Source organism: Pseudoxanthomonas sp. UTMC 1351, from assembly GCF_040948865.1.
Lineage (GTDB): Bacteria > Pseudomonadota > Gammaproteobacteria > Xanthomonadales > Xanthomonadaceae > Pseudoxanthomonas_A.
Genome location: NZ_JAVGJT010000016.1, coordinates 1 through 26,248, shown reverse-complemented (window position 1 = coordinate 26,248; position 26,248 = coordinate 1). Strand labels below are relative to the sequence as shown.

15 protein-coding genes are annotated in these 26,248 nt (G+C 62.2%); 6 read left to right on the top strand and 9 right to left on the bottom strand.

All coding sequences use genetic code 11. The annotated features are described in order from the left end of the window. Nucleotides 1–4 precede the first annotated feature (4 nt). From AB6O04_RS12155 to AB6O04_RS12130, 6 genes are all read right to left on the bottom strand, one after another. Entirely contained in the window at nt 5–1,933 is a 1,929-nt protein-coding gene (locus AB6O04_RS12155) for a sialate O-acetylesterase (RefSeq protein ID WP_368564230.1), read from the bottom strand. Then, nucleotides 1,930–3,825, bottom strand: a complete 1,896-nt coding sequence (locus AB6O04_RS12150) for a glycoside hydrolase family 2 protein (protein ID WP_368564227.1) — start codon at nt 3,823–3,825, stop codon at nt 1,930–1,932. The genes AB6O04_RS12155 and AB6O04_RS12150 overlap by 4 nt, the downstream gene beginning before the upstream one ends. After that, the gene (locus AB6O04_RS12145) at nt 3,809–5,986 is read right to left on the bottom strand and encodes a cellulase (RefSeq protein ID WP_368564235.1); all 2,178 of its coding nucleotides are present in this window, start codon (nt 5,984–5,986) and stop codon (nt 3,809–3,811) included. The genes AB6O04_RS12150 and AB6O04_RS12145 overlap by 17 nt, the downstream gene beginning before the upstream one ends. A 374-nt stretch (nt 5,987–6,360) precedes the next feature. Next, entirely contained in the window at nt 6,361–9,090 is a 2,730-nt protein-coding gene (locus AB6O04_RS12140; protein ID WP_368564226.1) for a TonB-dependent receptor, read from the bottom strand. Between the two features lie 629 nt (nt 9,091–9,719). Beyond that, nucleotides 9,720–12,713: a TonB-dependent receptor gene (locus AB6O04_RS12135; RefSeq protein WP_368564224.1), complete on the bottom strand. Its 2,994-nt coding sequence runs from the start codon at nt 12,711–12,713 to the stop codon at nt 9,720–9,722. 386 nt (nt 12,714–13,099) lie between these two features. Continuing rightward, on the bottom strand, nt 13,100–14,098 hold the full coding sequence (locus AB6O04_RS12130) for a LysR substrate-binding domain-containing protein (protein ID WP_368564223.1): 999 nt from the start codon (nt 14,096–14,098) through the stop codon (nt 13,100–13,102). A 171-nt stretch (nt 14,099–14,269) separates the two neighbouring features. On the opposite strand from AB6O04_RS12130, the gene AB6O04_RS12125 reads away from it, so the two are divergent. From AB6O04_RS12125 to AB6O04_RS12105, 5 genes are read left to right on the top strand one after another with little or no spacing between them, the layout of a single operon-like run. Beyond that, on the top strand, nt 14,270–15,196 hold the full coding sequence (locus tag AB6O04_RS12125; protein WP_368564222.1) for an SDR family oxidoreductase: 927 nt from the start codon (nt 14,270–14,272) through the stop codon (nt 15,194–15,196). A 20-nt stretch (nt 15,197–15,216) separates the two neighbouring features. Further along, a complete protein-coding gene (locus tag AB6O04_RS12120) occupies nt 15,217–15,903 on the top strand; it encodes a 2-dehydro-3-deoxy-6-phosphogalactonate aldolase (RefSeq protein ID WP_368564221.1) in 687 nt (228 codons plus the stop codon). Beyond that, nucleotides 15,900–17,048 (top strand): galactonate dehydratase, encoded by a 1,149-nt coding sequence (dgoD, locus tag AB6O04_RS12115; RefSeq protein WP_368564219.1) that lies wholly within the window; start codon nt 15,900–15,902, stop codon nt 17,046–17,048. The genes AB6O04_RS12120 and dgoD overlap by 4 nt, the downstream gene beginning before the upstream one ends. A 4-nt stretch (nt 17,049–17,052) precedes the next feature. Beyond that, on the top strand, nt 17,053–17,997 hold the full coding sequence (locus AB6O04_RS12110) for an SMP-30/gluconolactonase/LRE family protein (RefSeq protein ID WP_368564218.1): 945 nt from the start codon (nt 17,053–17,055) through the stop codon (nt 17,995–17,997). Beyond that, a complete protein-coding gene (locus AB6O04_RS12105; RefSeq protein WP_368564217.1) occupies nt 17,994–18,896 on the top strand; it encodes a 2-dehydro-3-deoxygalactonokinase in 903 nt (300 codons plus the stop codon). Before AB6O04_RS12110 ends, AB6O04_RS12105 begins: the two co-directional genes overlap by 4 nt. Nucleotides 18,897–19,116: 220 nt before the next feature. Here AB6O04_RS12105 and AB6O04_RS12100 read toward each other — a convergent pair whose 3' ends face one another. Next, complete coding sequence (locus tag AB6O04_RS12100) at nt 19,117–22,260, bottom strand: autotransporter domain-containing protein (protein WP_368564216.1); 3,144 nt, start codon at nt 22,258–22,260, stop codon at nt 19,117–19,119. Nucleotides 22,261–22,690: 430 nt separating this feature from the next. Here AB6O04_RS12100 and AB6O04_RS12095 point away from each other — a divergent pair, with 430 nt between their 5' ends. Beyond that, a complete protein-coding gene (locus AB6O04_RS12095) occupies nt 22,691–23,236 on the top strand; it encodes a hypothetical protein (protein WP_368564214.1) in 546 nt (181 codons plus the stop codon). A gap of 854 nt (nt 23,237–24,090) precedes the next feature. On the opposite strand, the gene AB6O04_RS12090 is transcribed toward AB6O04_RS12095, so the two are convergent. Together AB6O04_RS12090 and AB6O04_RS12085 are read right to left on the bottom strand one after the other, a co-directional pair. Beyond that, on the bottom strand, nt 24,091–25,464 hold the full coding sequence (locus tag AB6O04_RS12090; protein WP_368564213.1) for an ATP-binding protein: 1,374 nt from the start codon (nt 25,462–25,464) through the stop codon (nt 24,091–24,093). Continuing rightward, nucleotides 25,461–26,129, bottom strand: a complete 669-nt coding sequence (locus AB6O04_RS12085) for a response regulator transcription factor (protein WP_368564212.1) — start codon at nt 26,127–26,129, stop codon at nt 25,461–25,463. Before AB6O04_RS12085 ends, AB6O04_RS12090 begins: the two co-directional genes overlap by 4 nt. Between the last annotated feature and the right edge of the window lie 119 nt (nt 26,130–26,248).

Here is a 26,248-nt window from a genome sequence, read left to right as displayed (position 1 = left end):
CCTGTCACCAAGCATCGGTACGGAACGGTGACGCGGGCAGGCCATCGCGATTGATCAGGTCTGCTTCTTCGGGATTGTCGCGCCAGGCGTAACGCACCGCTTGCGGCTTTGCGACGGCATCGCTGCTGACGACGATCGTATCGCCGTCGATGACGGCGTGCGCTGGATGAAATTTGCGGTCGGCGCCAGCGATTTCGAAGCCATGGAGCTTGCTGCCATCGCCGCGTATCGCCAGAGCGCTGCCGCCGAGATCGAAGGCGACGCGCGCGCGGCCAGCTTCAAACCTCACGCTGCGGTAAACCGGCCCGGAATACACAAGTGCTTCGCCATAAACCACATGGCGTGCGGCCAGCGCCAGCCGATGCCCGACCGTTTGCTTGTCCAGTGGGTGAATGTCCTTGGGGTCGCCAACATCGATCGTAACCACCTGCGCGGTAGCCGGCAGCGTTAGCGTGCGCGATTGCGATTCGCGCAGCATTGCCCACGGGCTTTCGGTGCGGCCTTCGGCTGATACGTCTACGCCGCTGTCGAAGTTGGCCAGCTGTACCCAGAGGAACGGCAATTGCGGCGCGTTCCATTGGCGCCGCAATTGGCCAATCAGTGCGGGGAATTGCTCGCGGTAACGATGTGCGCCGGCCAACTTGTCGGCATTGGCTTCGCCCTGGTACCAGATGACGCCGCTCAGAGGATACGGCTGCGCGGGAAGGATCATCTGGTTGAACAGTAGTGTTTCGATCAGGTTCTTGCCATCGCTGGCATCGAGACGCGCTTGTACCACGCGAAATTTCCACTCGCGCGCCAGCGGCATGCGGGCGCCATCGGCAAGCTGTACATGCAGTTCCTCTGCATCGCCGTGAATGCCACCGCCGCCGCCATCGTCGACCACTCTGACCGCCAACACATTGCGACCCGCGCGCAGGGCCTTCGCGGGCACGTCGTACTGGCGCGGCGTGTTGTACTCGCGCGTGATACCTCCAACGGCCACGCCATTGACCCACGCCTGATCCGAATCGTCGACGCGACCGAACGACACGCGAACGCCTTTGCGCGCCTGTTCCGCCGTCAGCTCGAAATGAGTGCGGTACCAGGCCACGCCATCCAGGCCCAACCAACCGGCTTCTTCCCACAGCACAGGCACGGCGATATCGACCCATGCCGATTCGTCCAGTTCCACGACCTGCCAGCCGGTATCGTCCGCCGGCATCGCGCCCCACTGCGCCAACTTGCCTTCCACGATGGCCATGTCGCGATCTTCTTTCACCCGCAGGTCGCGCATGCGCTTGGCCAGGCGGGTGGTTTCGATGCCCAGCGTCTGTCCATCCATCCAGGCTTCGATGCGGCTACCGCCCCACGTGCTATTGATGATGCCGATCGGCACGCCGGTCTTGGCGCGCAGTTCGCGGGCGAAGTAGTAACCCACTGCCGAGAATTCGCCCACGGTTTGCGGCGACGCCGCTTTCCAGGAACCGCCAGCCAGACGCGTCTCCGGTTTCTCGGACCACGATTTGGGAACCTTGAAATGGCGGATCAACGGGTCGTTGGCGCTCGCGATGGCCTGCTGCGCATCTTTCGCCTGGTACAGCGGCCACTCCATGTTCGACTGACCCGAAGCCAGCCAGACATCACCCACCAGCACGTCGTTCACGGCAACGGCTTCACCGTCCCCGCGAACACGCAAGATGTACGGACCGCCCGCCTTGTGCGCTGGCAGTTCGACACGCCAGGCGCCGTCTTTAGCCGCGGTAGCGGTGGCGCTGCGGCCATCGAACTCAACTTCTATCTTTGCTCCAGGCGATGCCCAGCCCCATACCGGTAGCGGCTTGTCGCGCTGGACGATGGCGCCGTCGGAGAACAGCAACGGCAACTCCACCTTTGCCTGTGCGCTTGGCGAGAACAAAAGTAGCGCGCCCAGCCATGCAAGCAACGGTCTCATCGGCCAATCTCCTGGTAATAGTCGTGAATCACGTGCCAAGCCTGCTTGCGCTCGCCGCGTTCGGACAACAGCCCCTTGCGGTTATAACCCGCCTGGAACGGATGCAAACGCACTGGCGAACGGAAATCCGCCATGACCCACGGCACGACCCCGCGCAGGAATGGAATCCGCTTCAGCATGCGCAGCTGCTTGTTGTAGAACTCGGCCTGGAACTCCTCGTTCCACGCACTCGCCACATCATTCGCACCGTGATTGCCCAGCCGCGCTTCCGCGCCGAACTCGGTGATCAGCAGCGGTTTGCCGAACGGCTTCCACACCGCTTGCTCGGGTTCCACCGGCCAGGGCGTATACCAGCCGAAGTACTCATTGACGCCCACCACATCCAACGATGCGATCAGTGGATCGGAAACGGTGAGCGTGTTGCCATGGAAGCCGGGGCCATACAACGCCGCCGTCACCAGGCGAGTGGGATCCAGCGCGCGGCTGCGTTGCGCCAGCGCGGCGAGCGCCGCATTGCGTTCGATCCCCGGAGATGTTTCGTTGGCGATGCCCCAGAAGATCACCGCGGCGCGATTGCGGTCGCGGCCGATCATTTCCGTCAGCATCGTATCGAGTTTGGCCTGCATGCCCGCGTCGCCGAAATCGATGCCCTGATAAACGGGAATCTCCTGCCACAACAGCAGGCCCATGCGATCCGCCAGTCGTACCAGATGTTCGCTATATGGGTAGTGCGATAAGCGGACGAAATTGGCACCCAGTTGTTTGGCCTGCCCAAGCAGGCGTTCGGCATCGGCGGGCGAATGCGCGCGGCGGCTGTCGATTTCTTCGTGGAGATTGACCCCGCGCAGGAACACCGGTTTGCCATTGAGCAGAATCTCATCACCGCGCACGGCGATGCTGCGGAAGCCAATGGCTTCTTCCAGCGCGTCGTCGGGCGTCGACACGCTCACTTGATAGAGTTTTGGCTGAGCTGGCGACCACGGCTGGAAGGGTGCTTCGAAACTCAACTTCGCCATACCTTCGGTGTCGGTTTGTACACGCACGTCCACGCCGAGTTCGGGAATGCGCACCTGCACCGGCTGTTGCGGCGTTGTGCCGGCCAGCTTTACCCAGCCTTGCACCTGCCGCATCGAACCCGGCGCCAGTTGGATAGCGTAGTCCTGGATATAGGTGGCTGGCGTTTCCACCAGATCCACATCGCGGGTCAAACCGCCGTAGTTGAACCAATCGAAGCCTTGCGCCGGAATGCCGTCCTTGCGCCGCTGGTTGTCCACGTGCACCAGCAGCCGGTTCTCGCCATCACGCAGCTTGCCGGTCAGTTCGAACTGGAACGGCGTGAAGCCGCCCTCGTGGCTGCCCAACTTTTCGCCGTTGAGGAATACGTCGGTCCAGTAGTTGGCACCGCCGAAATGGACGAACAAACGCCGGCCGCTGCGCTGTGCCGCGGAAAGATCGTATTGAAAGGCTTTGCGGTACCACACCGAACCTTCGAGCCAGGTCAGCTCGGGCCGCTGCGTATTGAAATCGCCCGGCACCTGCAAGGTGTTGCTGTCGTCGAATCCGTATTCGAAGAAATCGTGTTTGCCGGTTGCGGTCTTGTCTTTCCATACAGCCTTCCAGTCGCCGATGCCGGAACCGTAAGCGTCCACTAGCGCCTGCCATGGGCCATTGAGGCTGCGCCGTTCGCGGCCCGGCAGGTTGGTCAGCGGCGGCGCCAGGTTGGCCGCCGGCGCGGTCGGTACTGAAGCGGGTGCTGCAGCGTCCTGAGGACGTGCGGTATAGCCCTGCGCTTGCGCCAGCATCGGCAAGCAGACCATCAAGGCCACAGCAAACCAGCCCGCGCGCAGCGGGCTGGTCGATTCAATGCAATTCACTTCAGCGCGGATCGCCATAAACAATTCCACGGCCGCCGGTAGCGAAGTAGACGCGCCCGTACACGCGGGGGTCGCCGGCCACGTGCGAGATCTGGCCGAAGCGATGCGCATCGTCGTCGATGCGTTGCCAGCTGCGGCCGTCATCGTCCGAGCGGAACATGCCCACTTTGCCTTTCACCTGACCATGCAGGAACAGCGTGTGCGGTCCGCCTTCGCTGCGCGGCTTGCCCAGACCCAACGAAAATGCATTCTCCACACCAGGCAATCGCTCCAACTGGCCCGGCGACCAGCGCAACAGGCCACGCCAGGACGCGGTGATATAGACCTTCGCGGTTTCGTTGGGCAACGGATGCAGTTCCGCACGGTGCCAGTCGCCCACGTCACCGGTACCGCCGCCGGCTTCCTTGAATTCGATGCCGCCGTTGCCGCTGACATACAGCTTGCCGGTGCGTACGTCGTAACCGTAATAGATGCCCTCGTCGACGCGATCGGCTTCTACCACCGCGCCGGCGGGGAGACCTTTCACCTTCTGCCAGCGTTTACCGAAATCGGCGGTGATCCAGGTGCCGGCGTTCTTCGGCTGCCATATCACGCGCTTGCCGTCGGCGGCGATGGTGATGTGCCCGGCGCCCTCGCCTTCCGGCGGCTCACTGGCGAACAGCGCCCAGCTCTTTCCACCGTCCAGCGAATACGCGGCGCGCACCTCATTGTTGTTGCGGTCACGCACGGTGCCGCTGCGCACGATGATCGAAGGCGCCTTGCCGGCATAAGCAATGCTTTCGCCATTGGTCAGGCGTGGCCCGGCGAACTGCAATGGCGGCACGGCCAGGTCATCGTGGCGGAAACCGTCGATGTCGCCCACGGCGCTGAGCAGGTGCGCGCCTTCCGGCGGACTGATCAGATCCAACGGGACGGTTTCTTCCAGATAGGTGTTCTTGAACCACCACTTCACACGGGACGCGCCGTCGTCGAAGGCAGTCAGATTGCGCGATGCCCAGATGCCATAGCCGGTCACGAACATCGCTTCATTCGAGTCGAACGGATCGATTTCGATATCGGCGATCCAGTGCGGGCTGGCATGCGCGGTCCACGCCGAGATGCCGTGGTCGAAGTCCGAACGCGCGAACAGCGGCTGCCAATGCTGGCCGCCATCGGTGCTGCGGTAGATGTCGTCGTGCGGGCCGTAGCGGGTGAATGTGCTGGCCAGCAGTATCTGCGGTTTCTGCGGGTCCACCGTGACCGCACCCCAACCAAAACCGTCATTCTCGGTATCGGTGGATTGTGGCGCTGGCGTGATGTCCGTCCAGGCGCCGGTGGTGGGAACGTACTTCCACACCGCGCCATTGCTCATCTTGTCCGGGCCGGGCAAGTCGGCGTAACTCAGGTAATAGGTGCCGTCGCTGCCGCGCGCCATGTGGTTGGGCCGCAAACCGGTAGGCTGGCCGGATACCGCGTGCCAGCTGCGACCGCCATCGTCGGATTGATAGAGACTGGTTTCCTGCGTGGAAACGCCGGCGTATAGCTTTGGCGTGGGCGCGCCCGGCTTGCCGCTGGCCGCTTCGAACGTCACGAACACGATGCCGATCTGTTGCGTGCGGTTGTTCCAACCTTGTGCGCTGGCAGCTGGCGAGGTGGCGATGGCGGGGAAACTTTCAACTCGCTTCCAAGTCGCGCCATGATCCTCGCTGCGCCACAGTCCGTGACTGCGCGAACCTAGAAACAGCACTCTGCCATCATTCGGATCAACCGCCAGCCGTTCGCCATTGCCGCGCGAGAGTTCGTTGCCGCCCAGCTTGAACGGCAGATCGCTGCGCTGGAACGTGGCGCCGCGATCCTGCGAACGCAGGATGGCGCCGTTGCCTACCCTGGGGTTGGTGTAGGTGCCGGCGGCAAGGTAAACGCGATTGGGATCGGACGGATCGATGGCGAGGCTTTCGATGCCAAGCAGGTTGATGTCTTCCTTCCCGATCCAGTCGGTCAGCGGCACCCAGCGCTTGCCCTTGGCATCCCAACGGTAGGCGCCGCCCACATCGGTACGTGCATAGGCCAGGCCGCGTTCGGCCGGGTGATAGGTCAGGCCGGTGACGAATCCACCGCCGCCGATGGCGACGTTCTGCCATTGGTAGGGTATATCCGCAGCGATGGCTGTCGAAGAAATGGCGCAAGCAAGAATCGCCAGTAGCGCCGTTTGTCGCCAGCGATGTATGTGCGTAAGAGCGGAGAACGCTTTGCTTCCCCCTTTTTTGCTTTCAACAGCCGAATGGCTGGTCAAGGGGGATTGAGGGGGATTTGCTCCCTCCTTTGCCGGAATCAAGCCATCGTCATCTCGGCGCAGGCCGGGACCCAGTGCCTTGCACTCCGAATACCAGAAGTCACCAGGTCCCGACCTGCGCCGGGATGACGGATCTGGCTTGGCTTGATACGGAAATGCGCTAGCGACCATCAGCGAACAGCCTCCATCAGGCGTCGTGTCGACGCAGCAGAGCGAGAACCGCCACCCGCCTGCGCCCGCGCGAGGGAGAGGATGCGCGAGCGAAGGCGGGTGGACATGCTTTACAGGCTAGCCCGCAAGGTGATGCCGTAACGACGATCATTGATCACGAAATCGCGCAGGCGCGATTCGTAACCCAGATAGCTTTCACGGCGGGTATCCAGCAGGTTGATGCCATCCAGCGACACCGACCACATATCGTTGATGTTGAAGCGGACCGAGGCGTCCAGCTGGCCGAAGCCCTTGTTGTAGACCGGCAGATTGCCGGTGCCGTTGCCTGCCGTCGTCACCAGCCAATCGCTGCGCCAGTTGTAGGCCACACGCGCGGCGTAACGTGGCTGCTCGTAGCTGAGGATGACGTTGTAACTGTTCTTGGACAGACCTTGCAGCGGCACCGTCAGGGGTTGGCCGTTGGTGTCGGTGGCGGTGGGGCTTGGCGCCTGGCTGTCGACGTAGGTGTAGTTGGTCTGCAGACCGAAACCGCTCAGCCAGCCGGGCAAGAAGTCGAAGAACTGGGTGTAACCCACTTCCACGCCCTTGATCTTGCCGTTATCGCCGTTGACCGGGCGGGTGATCTCCCACTCCACGCCATCGATGGTTTCGGGAGCCGTGACATCGGCGATGAAACCGTCGACTTTCTTATAGAACGCGGTGCCGTACAGCATCGAGCCTTTGCCGAAGTACCACTCCAGCGAAGTGTCGAACTGGTCGGCTTCCATCGGATTGAGGTTCGGATTGCCTGCCGAGCCGGTGCGACGGCCGGCCGAATCCACGCTCAGGCCCAGATTGGGATTGAGCTTGTCGAAACCAGGCCTCGAAATACCCTTCGACGCGGCGAAACGCCACTGCAGATTGTCTTGCAGGAACAAGCGCAGATTGAGGCTGGGCAGCACGTCGGTGTAGCTCTGCTGCACGCTGATCGGCAGCAGCGCGTCCAAATCGTCCGGATCGGTCATGACGCCGGCGGACTCGAGTTCCGTACGGACCACGCGCACGCCGACGTTACCGTCGAACGGCAGAGCGCCGGCATCGCTACCGAAGCGCAACACGCCGTAGGCGGCGTAGGTCTGCTCGCTCTGCGTATTGATGTTGCGCGGACCAAACGTCAGCGGCTCGGCACCGAAGCCGGCAAGCGTCTGCTCGTAGTTGCCCACGGCCACGTGTGACGCCGTCATCGTCGGGCCGAACGTGTAGCCGTCGCCACGGAAGAAGTCGGAGGTCGGGTTCTGCACCAGCGGGATGTTGGGATAGCCAGAAAATGCAGCGCCTTCGCAGGCGTCTTCGCCCGGATCATTCAAGCACATGAAGCGCCAGACGTTGCCCTTGTTCTTGGCGTCGCGGTCGGTATAACGCACGCCTGCCTTGAAGCTGCGGAAGAACCCTTCGTCGAACGCCAGGTCCATGTCGCTGCGCCAGGCGAACTCAGTGCCTTCGTTGTCGTCCTGGTTGTCCAGGTGGAACTTCCACCCGATGTAGTTGGCGCTGTTGGACAGATAACCTTCGGCACCGCTGGCGTCGGTCACGGACAGTCGCGGCAGGTCGCCGCTGAAGTCCATGGTGAAGCGTGGCACACCGGCCATGCCGGTGCCGACGATATAACGTGTGGATTCCGTGGTGGCATCGACGTACTGGAAGTCGGTGCTCAGCGAAAGGCGCTCGTTGACCGTCCACTTCGCGCCTGCCGAGTAATCGGTGGTTACCGAGTGGCGTTCGGTCAGGCTGGTGTTGGAGTCGGCCGGAGTTCCTTCGAACGTGCCACTGACGAATTCGTTGCGGCCGTTGACCACAAAGTTGCTGCCAGGAGCCGGCACCATCTCGCTACCGCCGCTGTAGACGAAGAACGAATAGTCCAACCAGCTGAATTTGTAGTCAGAACGCAACGCTTGCAGATACACCTCCACGTCATCGTTCGGACGCCACTGCAACGCGATGGCGCTGGTCTCGCGGTCACGCTCGCCGTTGGTGGTGTTGATGCCCGCGCCGCGTGGCACCGAGATGTTCTGGCCTTCGTAGCCCGGCACGGTGGTCAGGTCGTACCACGGCTCGATCGAAATCGTGTCCTGGCGGAACGAGCCTTCCTGTTTGGACAGGTTCACCAGCAGGCCGATCTCGCCGATCCCGGTCTGCCAGCGATTGCTGAACAGGCCAGAGAAGGCGGTTTCGCCCTTGTCGGCCAAGTCATAGTGGTTGTACTGAATGCTGCCGGCCAGCTTCATGCCGTCATAGTCGAACGGCAGGCGCGTGCGCAGGTCGACGGTGCCGCCCAGGCCACCTTCGATCATCTCGGCCGACGGGTTCTTGTAGACGTTGACGCCGGAAAGCAGTTCCGCCGAAACGTCCTCGAAGCTCAGCCCGCGGCCGTCATTGGCGGTGAAGATGTCGCGGCCGTTGAGTTCGGTGCGGACCTGGGTCAGGCCACGGATGGCGATTTCGCTGCCTTCGCCATAGTTGCGTTGGATCTGGATGCCGGAGATGCGCTGCAATGCTTCGGCGACGTTGTTGTCGGGCAACTTGCCAATATCTTCAGCCACGATGGAATCGACGATCTGCTCGGCGTTCTGCTTGATCGCCTGCGCCTGGGTGACGCTGCTGCGTACGCCGGTTACCACCACCGTATCCAGTTCCACCGCAGCCTTGTCTTCTTCGGCCGGTGCCGGTTGCGCTTGCTGCGCATGGACAGGAGCGCTCAGCAGGGCGGCGATGCTCAAGGCAATCGCGGTGTGCTGCAGCTTGCGGATGGATGTACGGGCCACGGCCTGATCTGCCGAAGCACGGCGTTGTTGCGTTGACATCAAATTGTTCCCTCCCAGGGCACTACTTGTTACGAATATCGATAGTCCCAACTCGCCGGCGTACCGGTCGGTCTGGACCTTGTGTTGTGTTTCAAGTCGATGGCCGCTGCATGTTGCCGCCATCCTTTCCCTTGCTGAACATCAATCGCCGGCACCGCGACCGGGGCGTCGGCGTCTTATCCAGATACATCGGCGCCTCCTTCCCCGATGCAGAGAAGTACCGTTATGACAACCCGCTATCGCAAAGACCTGCAGCGATCACGCGTCACCCAATACTCCACTTGGACCGCAGGATAGGTCGCTGTGACATTCCATACCAATGAAATATTCGCCGCGATCTATACCACTATTGAATGATGCGGTGCGTCATTTGGCGTGAGGGTTCGTGGTTGTTGGCGCGGCCGTATGCTCAGATGCATATATGTACGAGCGGCCCGCGTAGCACGTGCTGTGCGCACGGCTTTGGGGTGTGGCGGCTCGTGTGTGCGCAGCGCGCGCCACGAACGAACATCAAAAGCTCGCGGCGGGACGCCGCTCCTACAGGTCAGCGATCGACGCAATTTACAATCGGTGATGCGTTAAAGATGGAGCGGGAAGAGGAGGAACACCTCCTCTTCCCGTCGTTTCGCTTAGAAGTTTACGCGGAGCGTTGCGGCGTAGCGCGTGTCGTTCACGTACCAGGAAGTGGTGCGCTTGCCGGCGCCATTCTGGTCCATGATCGTGCGCTGTTCGGCGTTGTTGAGGTTGTTCATCTCCAGGCCGAGCTTGACGTTTTCGTTGAAGCTGTAGAAGACCGAAGCATCCAACTGGCCGTATTCGTCGCTGTACACCGGCAGTTTCCAGGCAACGGACTCGCCCGCCAAATTGTTGTTGGTGCCGTTGTAGCCGTTGGCCCCGACCCCCAGCAGGTACTCGCTGCGCCAGTTGTAGGCCACGCGGATCTGCCAGGGCCCTTTCTCGTAGAAGGCGGCGACGTTGTAGGAGTTCTTGGACAGGCCGTCGGCCGGCAGCTCGCCGAACCGCGAGCCATCGGTATCGATCGGGTCCGCATCCACTTCGATCGGCACTTCGGTCGAGCTGTCGATGTAGGTGTAGTTCGCCGAGATGCCGAAGCCGTCGAACGGCGCCGGCAGGAAGTCGAAGAACTGGTTCCAGCCGATCTCCGCACCCTGGATGCGCGCCTCGCCGGTGTTGATGGTCTGCGTGACCAGGTACTCGTACTCGTTGCCGTCAGCAGCTGGGTAAGGCACCAGCCGCGTCTGGTTGCGGAAGTAATCCTTGATGTCCTTGTGGAAGAAGTTGATCCAGGCCATGCCGCCCTTGTCCGGAGAGAAATACCATTCCAGCGACAGGTCGAACTGGTTGGCCTTCATCGGCTCCAGGTAAGGGTTGTCGAAGTTGCTGGCCGTGAGATCCAGATCGCTGATCGGCAGCGGCTGAGGGTTGTCCGGATCCACCGTGACGCCGTCCTTCGGATCGGCGCTCAGGACCTGGTAGGCCTGCATGTCGCTGAACGCTGGCCGGGCGATGGCCTTGGACGCGGCGAAACGCACGATCAGGTTGTCGACCGGTTCCCAGCGCACGTTGAGGCTGGGCAGGATGTCGGTATAGGAATTGCTGGCGGTGATCGGCTCCGATTCGCCGGCGCCGAGATAAGGCGCGTAGATCGAGTTCGGATAGATCAGGAATCCGCTGGCGGAATTCTCGGTGCGCACCGCGCGCACGCCGACGTTGCCGTCGAGGCGGATGTCGTCCACTGCGAAATCCAGCATCGCGTAGGCGGCGGTGGTGGTCTCGCTCTGCAAGTTGGTCCACTGCGGATCGCGGACATTCCGCGGCGTGATCTGTCCATAGCAGCAGGCGTAGTACGGAGCGGCGGCGCCGTGGATCGCCAGATAGCTGTCGGGAAATCCGAGCGCGGTACTCAGCACGGGCGCGAAGAAGGAGCCCGGCGGATTGACATCGCCGCGGTAGAAATTGTCGAAGGTGTTGAGGTGCGTCAGGCTGGAGTTGACCTCGTCATTGAGGTCCAGTCCTGGCGTCGGGCCCGTTACGGCCCAGCCCGCCATCCAGGGTTGGAACACGGGTTGCCAGTCGTAACCGGTATCCCTGCTGGTGGCGCTGCGATCGGTCAGGCGCACGCCGAACTTGATCGCGCGGAAGAAGCCGCTGTCGAAGCTGTGCTTGAGGTCGGCGCGCCAGGCCAACTGGTCGGCGACGTTGTCGTCGCGATGGTCCATGGTGAAGCCCCAGTAGTAGTTGGCTGGGTTTCCCGTGAACTCTTCGTCGATGCCGATCGACGGCGTGCCGCCGTTGAGGTTGACGTCGATATAAGGTACGTCGACGCCAAGCGACACCGTGGAATCCAGCCTCCGCGTCTCGGCTTTGACGTACTGCATGTCGGTCGTCAGTTCGGTGCTGTCGCTGAGCATCCACTTCAGACCGAGGGAGAAGTCGGTGGTCTTGGACTTGCTGTTCGAGGCGCGGATGTCCGTGCCCATGGGAATATTGCCTTCCTGGACGAGGCGGCCCGAGCGGAACACACCGCCATCCAGTTCGTACGGCTGGCTGGTGTCGATCCTGACCGCGGTGGGGTCGTTGCCGACGAAGATGGCGTCCTCATACCAGAGTTCGTCGTACCGGCTCTGGAAGACGGTGGCGTGGAGCTCGACGTCGTCGGTGGGCCTCCACTGCAGGGCTAGGTAGATGCCTTGGCGTTCTCGTTCGAAATCCAGCGTGCGCCAGTCGGCGCCGCGCGGCAGCCAGAGCTGCTCGTTGGTGCCGTCGCCGTCGACATCGGTGTTAGCGGTCTCGAAGAACGGCCGCACGAACATGCCGTCGGTGCGGGTGGCGAGTTCCGAATGCGCGATGTCGACCAGGAAGCCGAATTCGCCGAGCTCGGTATCCCAGCGGTTGCTGTACAGCGCCGAGGCAGATGGCTTGTATTGCTCGGCGAAGTTACCGTAGTTCTCGCTGAGGCTGAAGGCGATCCTCTGGCCGTCGAAGTCGAGGGGTTTGAAGGTGCGCAGGTCGACGGTGCCGCCCAGGCCACCCTCGATCATCTCGGCCTTCTGGTTCTTGTAGACGTCGACGCCGGCCATCAGCTCGGAAGGCACGTCCTGGAAACCGATGGAACGGCCGCCGTTCGCCGAGAACGTGTCGCGGCCGTTGAGTTCGGAACGCACCTGCGTCATGCCGCGGACCTGCACGCCACTACCTTCGGCGGAGGGGTGTTCCGGATCGCCCGCCGAGAGGAAGCGGTCGATGGTGACGCCGGGGATGCGCGACAGCGTCTCGGTGACGCTGCGGTCGGGCAATGCGCCGATGTCCTCCGCGGTGACTGAGTCGACGAAGGTGTCGGCGCTGCGCTTGATGTCCTGCGCCCGGTAGACCGAACCGCGGATGCCGGTGACGGTGACCGTGTCCAGCTCAACGGCTTGTTGCTGCTCAGCGGTCGGCTGCGGTGTAGCTTGCGGCTGTGGTTCTGGTTGTGTCTGCGCCTGTGCCTGCGCACTCAACAAGGCTGCGATGCTCAGCGCGATGAGGGTGTGGGGGAAGCGGTTGCGGTTGGAACTACGGCTCGCGGCCGTGCGTGCCGGATGGCGGCGATGTTGCGTTGACATGGTTGTTCCCTCCCAGGACACATGACGAACGGTGATTTGAGTTGTATCGGCCGCGTGCGTCTGTGCGCACTACAGCCATTTCTGGCCAGTTATTGCGTAGCTCTGCCCTTGTGATTGCCGGGTTCCGCATCGCGCCAGCGCCGGCTCTGGCTTATAGGTTTGTCGTCGTCGTCGCTCCGGCGTGCTGGTGACCAGCTTCCCTCCGGTGTCCGCCGCCCGCCTTGTCAGGCGGTTCTTTGCCGTACCTGTCCCGTTGCTGGTCATAAAATGACCGAACGGCGACTTCAGCCGCAGCATAGGCGCGGCCGACATGCCCGACCAATGAAATATTGAGTGGCGGCTATGTCATTTTCGACATAACGCACCGCGCTCGGAAGTAATTGGAGTTACTCGTTGCCTTCTTCAGGCAGTCGTGGCGACAGTGAGGCAGGCGCCAGCGGTTCCGGGTATAGACGGCGGGCGGTGCTCCGCAAAGCTTCCAGTACGCGCTCGGCACCTGGCGACAGCAACTGGTCGCGACGGCGGATGATGCCGAAGAATTCCATGCGCACACCGAGCTGGATCGGCAGCACGGTGAGCTGATTGGATTGCAGGTAAGGCGCTACCGACTCGACCGGCAGTGCGGTCAATAGATCGCTGTTGCGCAACAGATTGGTGATGACCGGCAGGGCCGAGGTTTCGATGATGTTGCGCGGCCGCTGCAGGCCGTGTTCCAGGAATACCGAATCCAACCGCGCCCGCAGCACACTGGCTGCCGGCGGCAGAATCCAGCCGTATTCGACCAGATCTGCGTGCTCCAGCCGCGGATACTGCGTCAACGGATGACCCGCACGAGCGATAACCGAATGAGGCTCGTCGGCCAGCGGTTCGAACTGAAGTTCCCCCGCACCCTCTGGTCCAATGATCCGGCCGATGACGATATCCAGATGACCATCCAGCAGCTTGGCCACCAGCGGCCGGCTGTAGTCCATCTCAACGCGGATCAGGATGTCGGGGTAATCGCGCTTGATCAGGGCGATGGCTTGCGGCACCAGGTTGGTACCCGGATTGACCACGGTGCCGATGGACGCCTGCCCCATCTGCCCGCTGCGCATCGACGATATCTCGTCGTAGGCGCGGCCGATCTCCGACAGCGCCGACCGCGCGCGGCGGATCAATATCTGGCCGTACCAGGTGGGCTCGACGCCACGGGCATGACGTTCGAACAGCTTCACCCCCAGCATGTCTTCCATTTCGGCCAGCAACTTGGACGCCGCCGGCTGGGTCATGCTGGCGGCCTCGGCGGCCTTCAGTACCGTGCGTTGCTCATATAGATGCAGCAATAGAAGCAAATGCCGTGTCTTCAGCCGCGACGCATTGAACCAGCTGGTACTCGGTTGGACCATGCAGGCAACCCTCCCGGATCGCATGACTCATGTATTCGTTAGCGGAATAGCATATGGCGAAAATTTCATTTGTCGAATATATATTTGCGGGCAAGTCTATGTAATCGATTCCCGAAGCAATATCCGGCGCAGGACCGGAAGTCTCGATCGAGTCGAATCAAAGCAGCACCCATGCGCGTTGTGTACGACCGTCCGGCACAGGACGGCGGCCATCATTCGCCATCATTGAAATGTCATGCCTGGAGGAGGGTCCATGGCGTATCCGAACCGCAGTGGCTGCTTGGCCACCGCTGCCTTGCCGACAGTGCGCGCAGGACATCTTTTGCGGACGTCGCCGTGAGCGGACGCCTGCAAGACAAAGTTGCACTGGTCACGGGTGCCGCCAGCGGCATTGGTGCGGCCACGGCTCGTTTGTTTGCCGATCAGGGTGCGCACGTCTTTGGATTGGATCGCGATCCGGCGGCCCCAGATGTCGCCAGCGGCGATAACCGTATCACTCACCTCATCGCCGACGTCACCGACCGGACTTCAGTGGAAGCTGCCGTGCGCGAAGCGCGGGAACGCCACGGGCGCATCGATGCGCTGGTAAACAATGCCGGTGCCGATGTATTTTCCGAACCGCTATCGCTGGAAGATGCGGACTGGGATCGTTGCCTGGCACTGAACCTCAAGGGCACATGGAACGTGGCGCGCGCGGTGCTGCCGGCCATGCTGGCACATGGCGCCGGCTCCATCGTCAATATCGCTTCGGTGCACGGACATAAGATTATCCGCGGCGCTTTTCCATACCCCGTTGCCAAGCATGGATTGATTGGATTGACGCGTTCGCTGGGCATCGAATATGCGGCGCGCGGCATTCGGGTAAATTCGATTTCGCCAGGGCTGATACTGGTGCCGCGTATCGAAGCCTGGTTCACCAGCAGTCCGGATCCGGAAGCCAAGCGCCGCGAACAAACCGAACTGTTGCCGTGCAAGCGCATCGGCACGCCGGAGGAAGTGGCGTACACCGCCTTGTTCCTGGCCAGCGACGAAGCGCGTTACATCAATGCCACCGACATCCTGATCGATGGCGGCCGCTCACAGCTTTATCACGACTGATCTATCGCGACCGACACGATATGAGTGCACATACCGACCCGCTGTATACATCGCCTTTTCGTCTCCCGCTGATCGCCATCCTGCGTGGCATCACACCTGGCGAATCGCTGGCGCATGTGCAGGCACTGGTGGATGAAAACTACGACGCCATCGAGATTCCGCTCAACTCGCCGGACTGGGCCGACAGCATCGGGGCGGCGGCCCGCACCTTTGGCGACAACGTCTGGATAGGTGGCGGCACCGTGTTGCGCGAGCGCGACGTGGATGCGCTGGAAGCGCTGGGCGCACGCTTTATCGTCACCCCGAATACTCGGCCGGACCTTATCCGCTATGCCGTGAATCGCGGCTTGCGGGTGGTGGCCGGCTTTGCCACGGCATCTGAGGCATTCGCCGCGATCGATGCCGGCGCGCAAATGCTGAAGCTGTTTCCCGCTTCGGTCTACGGCCCGGACCTGATTCGCGCACTGCGTGCCGTACTGCCCCCTCTTCCTTTGTTCGTCGTCGGTGGCGTCAGTCCCACTACGCTTCATGGCTATCTCTCCGCCGGAAGCACGGGCGCCGGCATCGGCGGCGAACTCTACAAACCGGGCCAGCCGGTCGAACGCACACGCGACAGCGCGCGCGCCTTCCGGCAAGCCTACCTGGAACATTCTTCTTTGAAGCCGTCCGTTTCCTCAGAAAAAGACTCCCCGGAATCCACTTCATGAAAATCGTGCGACTGAGCACTTACCACGCCGCGCCGCGGTGGTTGTTTCTCAAAATGGAAACCGACGAAGGCATCGTCGGCTGGGGCGAACCCGTTATCGAAGGGCGTTCGCGCACCGTGGAAGCGGCGGTGCACGAATTGTCCGATTACCTGATCGGCAAGGATCCCGCCCGCATCAATGATCTGTGGCAGACCTTGTACCGCGGTGGTTTCTATCGCGGCGGTCCGATACTGATGAGCGCCATAGCCGGCATCGACCAGGCCTTGTGGGACATCAAAGGCAAGGCGTTGGGCGTACCCGTGTACGAACTGCTGGGTGGATGCGTTCGCGACCGGATGAAGACCTATCGCTGGGTGGGCGGCGATCGTCCCGCGGAGATCATCGCGCAGATCCACGAATTGAAAGCACTGGGTTTCGATACCTTCAAGTTCAATGGCACTGAAGAACTGGCGTTGGTCGACAACGCCATCGCCGTGGATGCCGCTGTCGCCAAGGTCGCGGAAATCCGTGCGGCTTTTGGCAACACCATCAACTTCGGCGTCGACTTCCACGGACGCGTGGGTGCGCCTATGGCGCGCGTACTGCTGCGCGAACTGGAACCGTACCGGCCATTGTTCGTCGAAGAGCCGGTGCTACCGGAGCAGTCCGAATACTACGGGCGGTTGGCCGATGCCACGTCCATCCCGCTGGCCGCCGGCGAGCGCATGTATTCGCGCTTCGAGTTCAAGCGCGTGCTTGCCGCCGGTGGTCTGTCGATCATTCAGCCGGACCTCTCGCACGCGGGCGGCATCACCGAGTGCTTCAAGATCGCGGCCATGGCCGAGGCCTACGACGTGGCACTGGCGCCGCATTGCCCGCTGGGTCCGGTCGCATTGGCCGCGTGCCTGCAGTTGGATTTCGTTGCGCACAATGCCGTCCTGCAGGAACAGAGCATCGGCATTCATTACAACGAACATGCCGACTTGCTGGATTACGTGCTGAACAAAGAAGACTTCCACTGCACCGATGGCAACATCGCTGCACTGCCCAAGCCGGGACTGGGCGTGGAGATCGATGAAGAGCGGCTGCTGCAGGCCAGCCAGAATCCGCCCGACTGGCGCAATCCGGTCTGGCGCCACGCTGATGGCAGCGTTGCGGAGTGGTAAGGCAATGAGCAACAACGCAGACGAGAAGGAGTTGCCAATGGCGATGGCGGCACTGGCCGTCGATAGCCGCTGCGCGCTGGGCGAAGGCATTCTCTGGTGCGAGCGGCACGCGGCCTTGTTCTGGACCGATATCGAAAGCTGCCGGTTGTGGATGCATACGCCCAGTACCGGCAGTACCCGAAGCTGGCCACTGCCGGACCGCCTCGGGTGCCTGGCATTAGGCAGCACGGGCCACCTGCTTTTGGGTTTGGCCAAGGGGCTGTATGTGGCGGATATCGATGCTGCCATCGCCACCTCCACCGATGCCGCACTTCCGTTGAAACACGTGGTTGATGTGGAAGCCGACAATCACGAAACCCGCCTCAATGACGGCCGCGCCGATCGCCAGGGAAATTTCGTGTTCGGCACCAAGAGCGAGCGCGCCGATGGCGCGCCCATCGGCAGCTTCTATCAGTACTCGGTGAAACATGGGTTGCGTCGCCTGGCGCTGCCCAACGCCGCCATTCCCAACTCGATCTGCTTCAGCCCCGACGGCGCCGTCATGTACTACTGCGATTCGCCGCAACGGCGAATCCTGTGTTGCGATTACGACGCATCGACGGCGACCGTATCCCGTCAACGCGTGTTCGTGGCGCTGGATCATCCCACCGCCGAACCGGACGGATCGATCATCGATGCTGAAGGTTGTTTGTGGAACGCACAGTGGGGCGGTGGGCAAATCGTGCGCTACCGCCCTGACGGCAGCGTTGACCGCATCATCGCCGTTCCTGCGGATCAGCCATCCTGCTGCACCATTGGCGGTGCGGATTACGACCGTCTTTACGTCACTACCGCGCGTACCGGTCTGGACGACGTCGCGCTGGCGGCGTTTCCAAACTCAGGCGGCGTTTTTCAGTGGCCGCTGCAAGGTCCGTTGGGATTGCCTGAAAGTCGGGTCGAAATCCCGTGATAGCGGTTGACTGGGGCACCAGCAGCCTGCGCGCCTACCGATTGGCTGCCAACGGCAAGGTGGCCGAGCAACGCCGCGCCGATTTGGGCATCCTGGCCTGCGGAGGGAACTTCGCCGCCGCGCTTGCCGCCCAGATCGAAGGCTGGAACGACAGCGATATTGTGCTGAGCGGCATGATCGGTAGCCGCAACGGCTGGGTGGAGATGCCTTACCTCGACTGCCCGGCCGGCATTCCGGAACTGGCTGCCGGGATGAAGCGCATCGATACGCCGGAATTTGCCGGCCGCGCGCTTTGGTTCGTGCCCGGCCTGGCGAACGGATCGGATACGGAAACACCCGATGTCATGCGCGGGGAGGAAACGCAACTCTGCGGCTTGCTGGACACGATGAGCCAGGGCACCCACATGATCTGCCTACCCGGCACGCACAGCAAATGGGTGACGGTACGCGACGGGCGCGTCGCGTCATTCACCACGGCAATGACCGGCGAGGTATACGCGGTTCTTCGCCAGCACAGCATCCTGGGCAAGCTGATGAACGGTGACGCCTCGCGCTTCGATGCTTACGCGTTCGATGCCGGGCTGCGGCGCAGCGCGCAATCGGGAGGTCTGTTGCATCATCTGTTTGGCGTGCGTACCGCCGGCTTGTTCCAGCGCTTCACCGAATCCGCTCTTCCTTCCTACTTGTCGGGCCTGTTGATCGGCCACGAAGTGCACGCCTCCGAGTTGCTCACACGCGCTCCCCGTCCGGCACAGGTGCACCTGATCGGCAGCGACCGCCTACTGTCCGCCTACGCGCACGCCTTGCTTGCGCTGGGCATCGGCGTGCAGCGTCATTCCGAGCAACTGGCCGCCTTGGGCATGTACCGGGTTGCGCGAGCGCGTGGGCTGACCGGCTGACCGGCTGACCGGCTACAAGTCCAAAGCGAAACACCCGCGCTCTTGTAGGAGCGCCGTCCTCGGCGCGAGCTCTTCGCTTTGTCGCGATCTGATGGGAGAGCTCGCGGCGGGACGCCGCTCCCACAAAAGCGAAACACCCATGCCCCTGTAGGCGATAACCAGCGGAGCAAGCTCCGCTCTACATGGGGCGCTTCATGCAGAGCGTAGCGGCTTTGCTGAACTACCAAGTGAACCGCACGCCCGCGTTAGCTTCGATGGACTTGCGCTCCTCGCCATCATCACCGCTGTCGATGGTGTAGTCGGCCACCGCGAACAGGCTGAAGCGGTCGTTGACGTTGAAGACCACGCCACCGCCGAACTCGATAGCGCTGAAACTTTGTTCGGTGATGACAGTATCGCTGCCAAAACGAAGGCGATCTTCGCCGCCGAAGCCGTGCCAGACGTTGAGCTTCAGGTACGGCTGCACCCAACCGGCCGAGGTGTCGTAATTCCCGGCCAGGCGCAGACCGAAGCGGCCGATCACCGCGTTGTCGGAATCGAAGGCAACCTCCGCAAACGGATCTGTCTGGCTATCGAAATCGATGCGTTGCCAGATCACTTGCAGCTGCGGCTCCAGCGACCAGCGCCCATCATCCCTCAGCGCCCACGGAGAACCGACCTCGATCGACGCCATCAGGCCATCGCCTTCCAGATCGATGCCGATGCCGCGGCTGGAATCTGCATTGCCGTCGTAGCGACTGCCCATCAGCACGGCATCCAGATAGCCACCCTCCGTGCCGACATGGGTCCAATACAAACCTACATGCTTGTCGTCCAGCTCCAGGGTGCCGACGGTGAGATTGTTCCAGCCCAAGGCGAAGCCTCTGACGTCGCCGTCGGTGCGCGTCTGACCCACGAACAGGCCTACATGATCGCGCTGGCCGTCGTCGGATTCGCGCGCGAATACATCGACACCGGCCTGCACGCCCCAAAGCGTCCCGTCGAAAGTCGGAGCGACCGTGCCGTGCCAGCTTTGCTCGGTATCCTGTCCCATCACTCTTCCCCAGGCCGACCGCACGGCGCCTTCGCCGCGCAACAGCCCTTGTTCGCCCTGGCGCTCATGGAAAGTGCCCAGTGAGACCAGCGCCAACTGATGTACGACCGGCGGCACCACGGAATAGGCGGGCGTTTCGACGCGATAAAGCGGCACGATGGCCGCGGTCGATGCGATTGCGCCAGGTGTCGGCGGCGCCGATTGCATAGGACTCGGCACAGGCGCCGGGTTGGTAGGCGTGGGCGGTACTGCCGGCGGCGGTGCGGGCGGCGTGGCCGCTGGAGGCGCCGGCGGTGGTGCTGGTGGTGGTGGCTCTGGCTGGTCCGGCGGAGGCGCGGGCGCCGACTCGTCGGGCGGTGGTGGTGCCGGAGGCAAGGCGGGCGGTGGTGCGGCGGGTGGTTCCGGCGCCGTCGGCACCAACGGTGGCGGCGGGTGCAACGGGTCGGGCGCTGGCGCAGGCGTCGACACGGGCGGATTCACCAGCGTCGAGCGCAGATACCAGTTTTCCGTTGTGCCTGCGCTTACGCCGCCTTTGAAGAGAAAGTATTCGTAGGCACCAGCCGCCACCGGTGCGGTCAACGCGAACGCACCGTTGGCGGTGCTGCCGCCATTGATGGCTTGCACCACCAGGATGCCGTCCAACACCGTGGAGTCGCCCCCGCCGCCAAGATTGACGATGCCCAGTCCGGTAGTGCCGCTGGCGCTACCGCCGGAGATCACCAGCTTGTCCGACAGCGAGCTGTCGTCGCCAAGCACTGCCTGTAGAAACAACGCGGCGTTGTTGCCCACATAGTTGCCGGCAACGGTGAAAGTATCGGTCGCGCCGCTGGTGCCTTGGGTCAGGTCGATTCGCCCGGCGTTGACCACGTTGACCAACTGCCCGGAGGAAAACGCCAGGATGGAGGCGTTGGCCCCATCGCCGGCAAACAACGTGCTGCTGGCGTCCACATTCAACGTGCCAGTGCCGCTCGCCGAATCGCCCAGGGTCAGGTCGCCGTCGAAGGTCAGCTCGGTGTCGTCTGTCAGATTGACCGTTTCCCAGTTCGCGAAGCGAGCGACGCCGTTAGTGGATACATTGTCGAATGTCAGCGTATCCACGCCATCGCCACCGCTGAGCAACGGCAATGCACCCAGATGCGAAGCGTTGAGGTTGCGCAACGTCGCCGAATCCGTATCACCTGCCAGGTCGATGGCGCCATAGATGATGCCACCGCCATCCCAGGTGAAAGCATCATTGCCGAAGCTGACCCGTACTTCGCCGCGCACCACGCCGCCGGTAACGGTAACCACGTCATTACCGCCGCTGACGCTGATGTTGCCGCCGATGTAGCCATCTTTAAGCAGAATGGTGTCGTGGCCGAAGCCGGCGATCAGGTTGCCATCGATCGTACCGCCGGACATGTCGAAGAGATTGTTGTCCAGCTTCATATCCACACGGCCGATCCGGCCACCGGTCATGGTAGCGGCGTCGCCGTCCTCGAAAACACCCACGATGCGACCGTCGTTCATGACGAACGTATCGCGGCTATCGCCTTGTGACAGCGACCCGATCTGGCCACCGGTCATCAGGAAATCATCGACACCGTTGCCCTGCTGGACGTTGCCGGTCACTCCTCCGCCACTGACTTCGAACCGATCATCGCCATCGCCCTGGTTCACCGTATCCAGCTGGCCGCCGCTCAGGATCACCGTGTCGTTGCCGGCTCCCGATGTCATGGCCCCTGTGATCGACCCCGCCAGCATCTCCAGGCGGTCGTTGCCCGCGTCGAAGGCCACCCCCGTTGCGCCGGCGATGGTGCCGCGATTGGTCAACACGCCGTCGGCCGTGCCAGAGAACATGACGCCGGTGCCCGCCAGCGCTTGCACGTCGCCATCATTGACCACCGTGCCGCCACTCTGCATGACGATACCGGAACCAGATTCACTGGAGATCGTGCCGGTGGCGGTATTGGTCACGGTGTTGCCGCTACCTTCGGCCAAGATCGCAGCGGAGGTATTGCCTGCCGTCAGCGTAATCGTGCCGCTGTTCATTACCTGGCTCTGGTCGCGCACATGCACGCCTGCGCCGCTGCCCACGCTGAGCCCGGCTCCCGGTTGAATGCCGACCACCACACCGGTGCTGCCCGCGACCGCCTGCACACCCACCGTATCGGGGTTGGGCGCAACCGTATCGCAAGTGACCGTTTGACCGCTGGCGGGCGCGTGAAGATCGCACGCCGCTTGGGCCGCGAATGGCAACGTGAATGCCAGACTGCCGATCAGGCCAGCAGAACCCTGCCGCAACCAGGCGGAAATAGAGATGGAAAGGCAACGACGTTCGCTGACAGGCATCGGGGGCGCTCCTGAAAACTGCGTTTCATGAAGCCCGCAAACGTATGCGGGCATGGAGTATTGCGCCTTGCATAGTCTGGCAGTCGCCTGGCAATAACCTGCCGAAGTCCGTGGCCGCCTACGGGCCTTATAGACCTGTCGGCGGAAGTGTTCAAGCTTTGTTCCTTTGTTTTTCCAGAATCCGTGATCCTCATCCTTGATGCATGACTTTTGAATTTACCGTTGCTGGGCGGCTCATCTTTTAAAAACCCCTTAAAACCAAGCCTCCAGACTCCATGCGACAAAACAAGAGTCTGGAGCCGTGCATGCTTACCTTGCCCCTATTTTCCATTACCGTGATCGCGGCCGAGCCTTACTACATGCATTTACTTCGACGTGCATGGCCGTACTACACGCATTTACATCCACATATTTCGACTGAGCTACTGTCATGAATACCACCGCCCGGGACCTGTCACCGCAAGTCGCCACAAGATCGCCGGTACTGACGGTCCGAAGAGTTACGTCCGCTGACACCACCCTGCTGCACGCTTTGTGCGAAGAACATGCGCAGCAGGTGGCGCATGAGCGCTGGCCGTTCGGACGCGGCCGTGGCGATGCGCTGGAACTGACCGAGGCCCTGTTCGAAACCCCCACTCGCGCGTGGGCCTGGATCGCCTACGCCGACGGCCGGCCACATGGCTATGCGGGCGCCACCGCAGGCTGTTCGCTACTGGAACGTGGCAATTATTTCCAGATCGAATCGCTCTACGTGCGTGCAGGCGCGCATGCACCAGAAGCCGAACGGCAGCTGTTCCTGCGCGTACTCCGGATGGCACGCACATTGGGTTGCCTCAATCTGCAATGGCGTTTGCCGGCCGATCAGACGCAGCGTGTGCATGCGCAGCTGCCGGTGGGGTGTGTGCGCACGGCGTTGGTGCACTATGTGCTGCCGTTGGGGACGAGTACTTATCTGCGGGAACGATCGCGTGTTTGAGTTGTCGCTGTTTTCGATCATTGCCCCGTAGGCGCTTTTCTTCATTTCAACGAATCGTCATTGGCTTTGGCTCTTGGCTCTTGGCTCTTGGCTTCTGGCGCTAGAAGCGGCCGCTCCATCGGAACGGATGGTCTACGCGCTTGCAGCGGGCGTCACTTTGACCAGCCATTCGGCTGTTGAAAAGCGCTTCTTGTGTGGCCAAGAGGTGCTCTTCAACAGCCGAATGGCTGGTCAAAGTAACCAAAAGAAGGCCACCCCTGGCAGCGCGCCCCTTCGGGGTACGTGTCGCCGGTGGGAATTTTCGGAAGGCACATCCATGTGCCTGCCGAAAACGCCGCGCGTCCTGCGCGGCGCCCCAAGGGGTTGTACCCACCGGCGCCACCGCGCCTTAAAGGGGATCCCAAAAGCCAAGGGCAGCCGCTAGAGCAAAAGCGAAAGGCAAGGTCTCTGTTTCCTTGTCGTTGCCATCGCTGGTGCTGGTGCTGGTGCTGGTGCTGTAGCTGTGGCTGTGGCTTTTGATCTTCGGGGCCCCGTTTAGGTGCGGCAAGCGGGACGGGTTAAACCCCGCAGGGGCGGCGCACAGGATGTGCGTCGTTTTCGGCAGGTACATGGATGTGCCTTCCGAAAATTCCCGGCCCGATTGCGGACCCGAAGGGCGCGCCGCCTGGGGCGTGTTTCTTTTGGTTACTTTTCTTTGCACGAGCAAAGAACAAGTGACGCCCGCTGCAAGCGCGTAGATCGTCCGTCCCGATGAGAGCACCGCGCCAGCGCCAAAAATCTGTGATTCGAGTGGTGTACCAGTCGGTTTTGGCTGGGAATCGGCATTCCCTCGCTTCAACGGAAGAGCCACAAACTCACACCTGACCACCACTCCCCGAAAACACCAAAGTAACCCCAAAACCACGCCCAGCAACGCCAAGCCCCGTAGTCAGCGTCGCCCCATGTACACGTGCAATACGTGCAACCAACGACAAACCAATACCGCTACCACGCTCGCCATTGCCATTGCTGCCGCGGAAGAACCGTTCGAAGACCCGCTCACGTTCTTCTTCCGCCACACCAGGACCATCATCGCGCACCGTCAGTACCACGGTATCCGCGATGGCGTCCGTGCGACAGGCGATTTCCACCCGTCCACCTTCGCGCCCATAACGCAACGCGTTGTCCAGCAGATTGCGAACCAGGATGCCCAGATCGTCGAGATTGCCTTCCACACGGCTGCTATCGGTCTCGAGCACGATGGTCTGGTGCTTGCGGGCGGCCACCAGTTCGAACTCACGTGCCACCATCATTACCACTTCGGCCAGATCGACCGCACTGCGGTCGGTACAACCGCGTGCGCTGTCGACGCGCGCCGAATCCAGTAACTGCTGCGCCAGCCGCGAGGTGCGTTCAATACCATGCATCAGAGTACCCAGCGCTTGCCGGGTTTCGCCCAGGTCCGCCGCGTGCATCGCCACCTGCGCCTGTGTCAGTAGCGCCGCCAAAGGCGTACGCAGTTCATGCGCGGCTTCGCTCAGGAACTGGCGCTCGCTCTGCAGCGCATGATCCAATCTCGACAGTAATCCGTTAAACGAATCCACCAGCGGGCGCACTTCGTCGGGCAGGCCCGCATCGGGCAACGGCGTCAGGTCCAGTGCTTGGCGCGCGCCCATGGCCTGCTGCACCCGAACAACCGGCTTGAGCGATTTCCGTACCACGGCCCACGTGGCCACCGCCAAGCCAGCCAACACTACAAGCGCCGTAAACAGACTCGCGCCCATCCAGCGCATCAGCTCGAAGCGCTTCAACGACGCCGCGTAGCCCACTTGCACCTGCACCCGGCCGCTGGCATCGGTGACCGCGAATACGCGCCAGGTCTCTCCGGCTACCTGGGTATCGAGATAACCATCGCGAAAGTCGGCACGCATTGGCGTGACGGGCGCTTGACGCGAGGTCACCACGCGTTCGCGTCCATCCAGGATCCAAACTTGGAAATGCAAATGATCGAACTTGCCTCCCAGCGCCGTGGTGTTGGGCGGTAGCTGCAGACGGGACTGCGCGGCGGCGGCATCCAGATCGCTGGGCAACGACAGCAGAATCTGTTCGCCGATGCTGCGCAATGAGCGGTCCCAGTAGCCGCTCTGTTGCCGAGTCATCTGCATGCACTGGACAAAGAACCAAAGCGACCAGCCAATGAAGATGGTCAGGCTCAGCGTGACCAGCAAGCGAACGCGCAGCGAGCTCATCCTTCCGCGTCCCCCAGCCGGTATCCATAACCATGCACGGTCACCACCACTTCTTCGCCAAGCTTGCGGCGCAACTGATGGATATAGACCGCCACGGTGTTGCTTTCGATAGTGCCGTTGCCGCCGTACAGGCGGTCTTCCAGGAAATCGCGGCTGACCACGCGTCCCTGGCTTTCCATCAATGCCAGCAAGGTGCGGTATTCGTGCGCGCCCATCGATACACGTTCGCCGGCGCGGGTGACCGAGCGCTCCGCCGGATTCAACACCACGTCACGCCAGCGCAACACTGGTGCCACCCGGCCCTGGCTACGCCGCACGACCGCGCGTAGCCGGGCCAGCAATTCGTCGCGCTGGAAAGGTTTGACGATATAGTCGTCCGCGCCGCTGTCCAATCCGCGAATGCGGTCGCTGAGCTGATCCCGGGCAGTGATGATCAGCACCGGCGTGGCGTCGTAGCGCGCACGCATGGCCGCCAACACGTCAAGCCCGGAGCCTTTCGGCAATCCGAGGTCCAGCAGCACCGCGACGTAGGCGTGATCGATCAGAGCGACGCGCGCGGAGGCCGCATCCTCGCTACGGTCCGCATGCCATCCGTCCTGGGCCAACGCCGCCGCCAACGCATCGCCCAGCATGCGGTCGTCTTCGACCAGGAGAATGGAATCCATCGGGGTGATCTGTGCTCAAGCGCGGCAGGGAAGAATGGCCGAGCACAATTAAAACAGGTTTAAAGAACCCATTCCGTTCCAGAAAAGCACGGTGTAGGAGCGGCGTCCCGCCGCGAGCT

Bases quoted from the DNA above. Each gene is read 5' to 3' on its own strand.
- AB6O04_RS12155 (WP_368564230.1), bottom strand. From the start codon at position 1,933: ATGAGACCGTTGCTTGCATGGCTGGGCGCGCTACTTTTGTTCTCGCCA.
- AB6O04_RS12150 (WP_368564227.1), bottom strand. From the start codon at position 3,825: ATGGCGATCCGCGCTGAAGTGAATTGCATTGAATCGACCAGCCCGCTG.
- AB6O04_RS12140 (WP_368564226.1), bottom strand. From the start codon at position 9,090: ATGTCAACGCAACAACGCCGTGCTTCGGCAGATCAGGCCGTGGCCCGT.
- AB6O04_RS12135 (WP_368564224.1), bottom strand. From the start codon at position 12,713: ATGTCAACGCAACATCGCCGCCATCCGGCACGCACGGCCGCGAGCCGT.
- AB6O04_RS12130 (WP_368564223.1), bottom strand. From the start codon at position 14,098: ATGGTCCAACCGAGTACCAGCTGGTTCAATGCGTCGCGGCTGAAGACA.
- AB6O04_RS12125 (WP_368564222.1), top strand. From the start codon at position 14,270: ATGCGCGTTGTGTACGACCGTCCGGCACAGGACGGCGGCCATCATTCG.
- AB6O04_RS12120 (WP_368564221.1), top strand. From the start codon at position 15,217: ATGAGTGCACATACCGACCCGCTGTATACATCGCCTTTTCGTCTCCCG.
- dgoD (WP_368564219.1), top strand. From the start codon at position 15,900: ATGAAAATCGTGCGACTGAGCACTTACCACGCCGCGCCGCGGTGGTTG.
- AB6O04_RS12110 (WP_368564218.1), top strand. From the start codon at position 17,053: ATGAGCAACAACGCAGACGAGAAGGAGTTGCCAATGGCGATGGCGGCA.
- AB6O04_RS12100 (WP_368564216.1), bottom strand. From the start codon at position 22,260: ATGCCTGTCAGCGAACGTCGTTGCCTTTCCATCTCTATTTCCGCCTGG.
- AB6O04_RS12095 (WP_368564214.1), top strand. From the start codon at position 22,691: ATGAATACCACCGCCCGGGACCTGTCACCGCAAGTCGCCACAAGATCG.
- AB6O04_RS12090 (WP_368564213.1), bottom strand. From the start codon at position 25,464: ATGAGCTCGCTGCGCGTTCGCTTGCTGGTCACGCTGAGCCTGACCATC.
- AB6O04_RS12085 (WP_368564212.1), bottom strand. From the start codon at position 26,129: ATGGATTCCATTCTCCTGGTCGAAGACGACCGCATGCTGGGCGATGCG.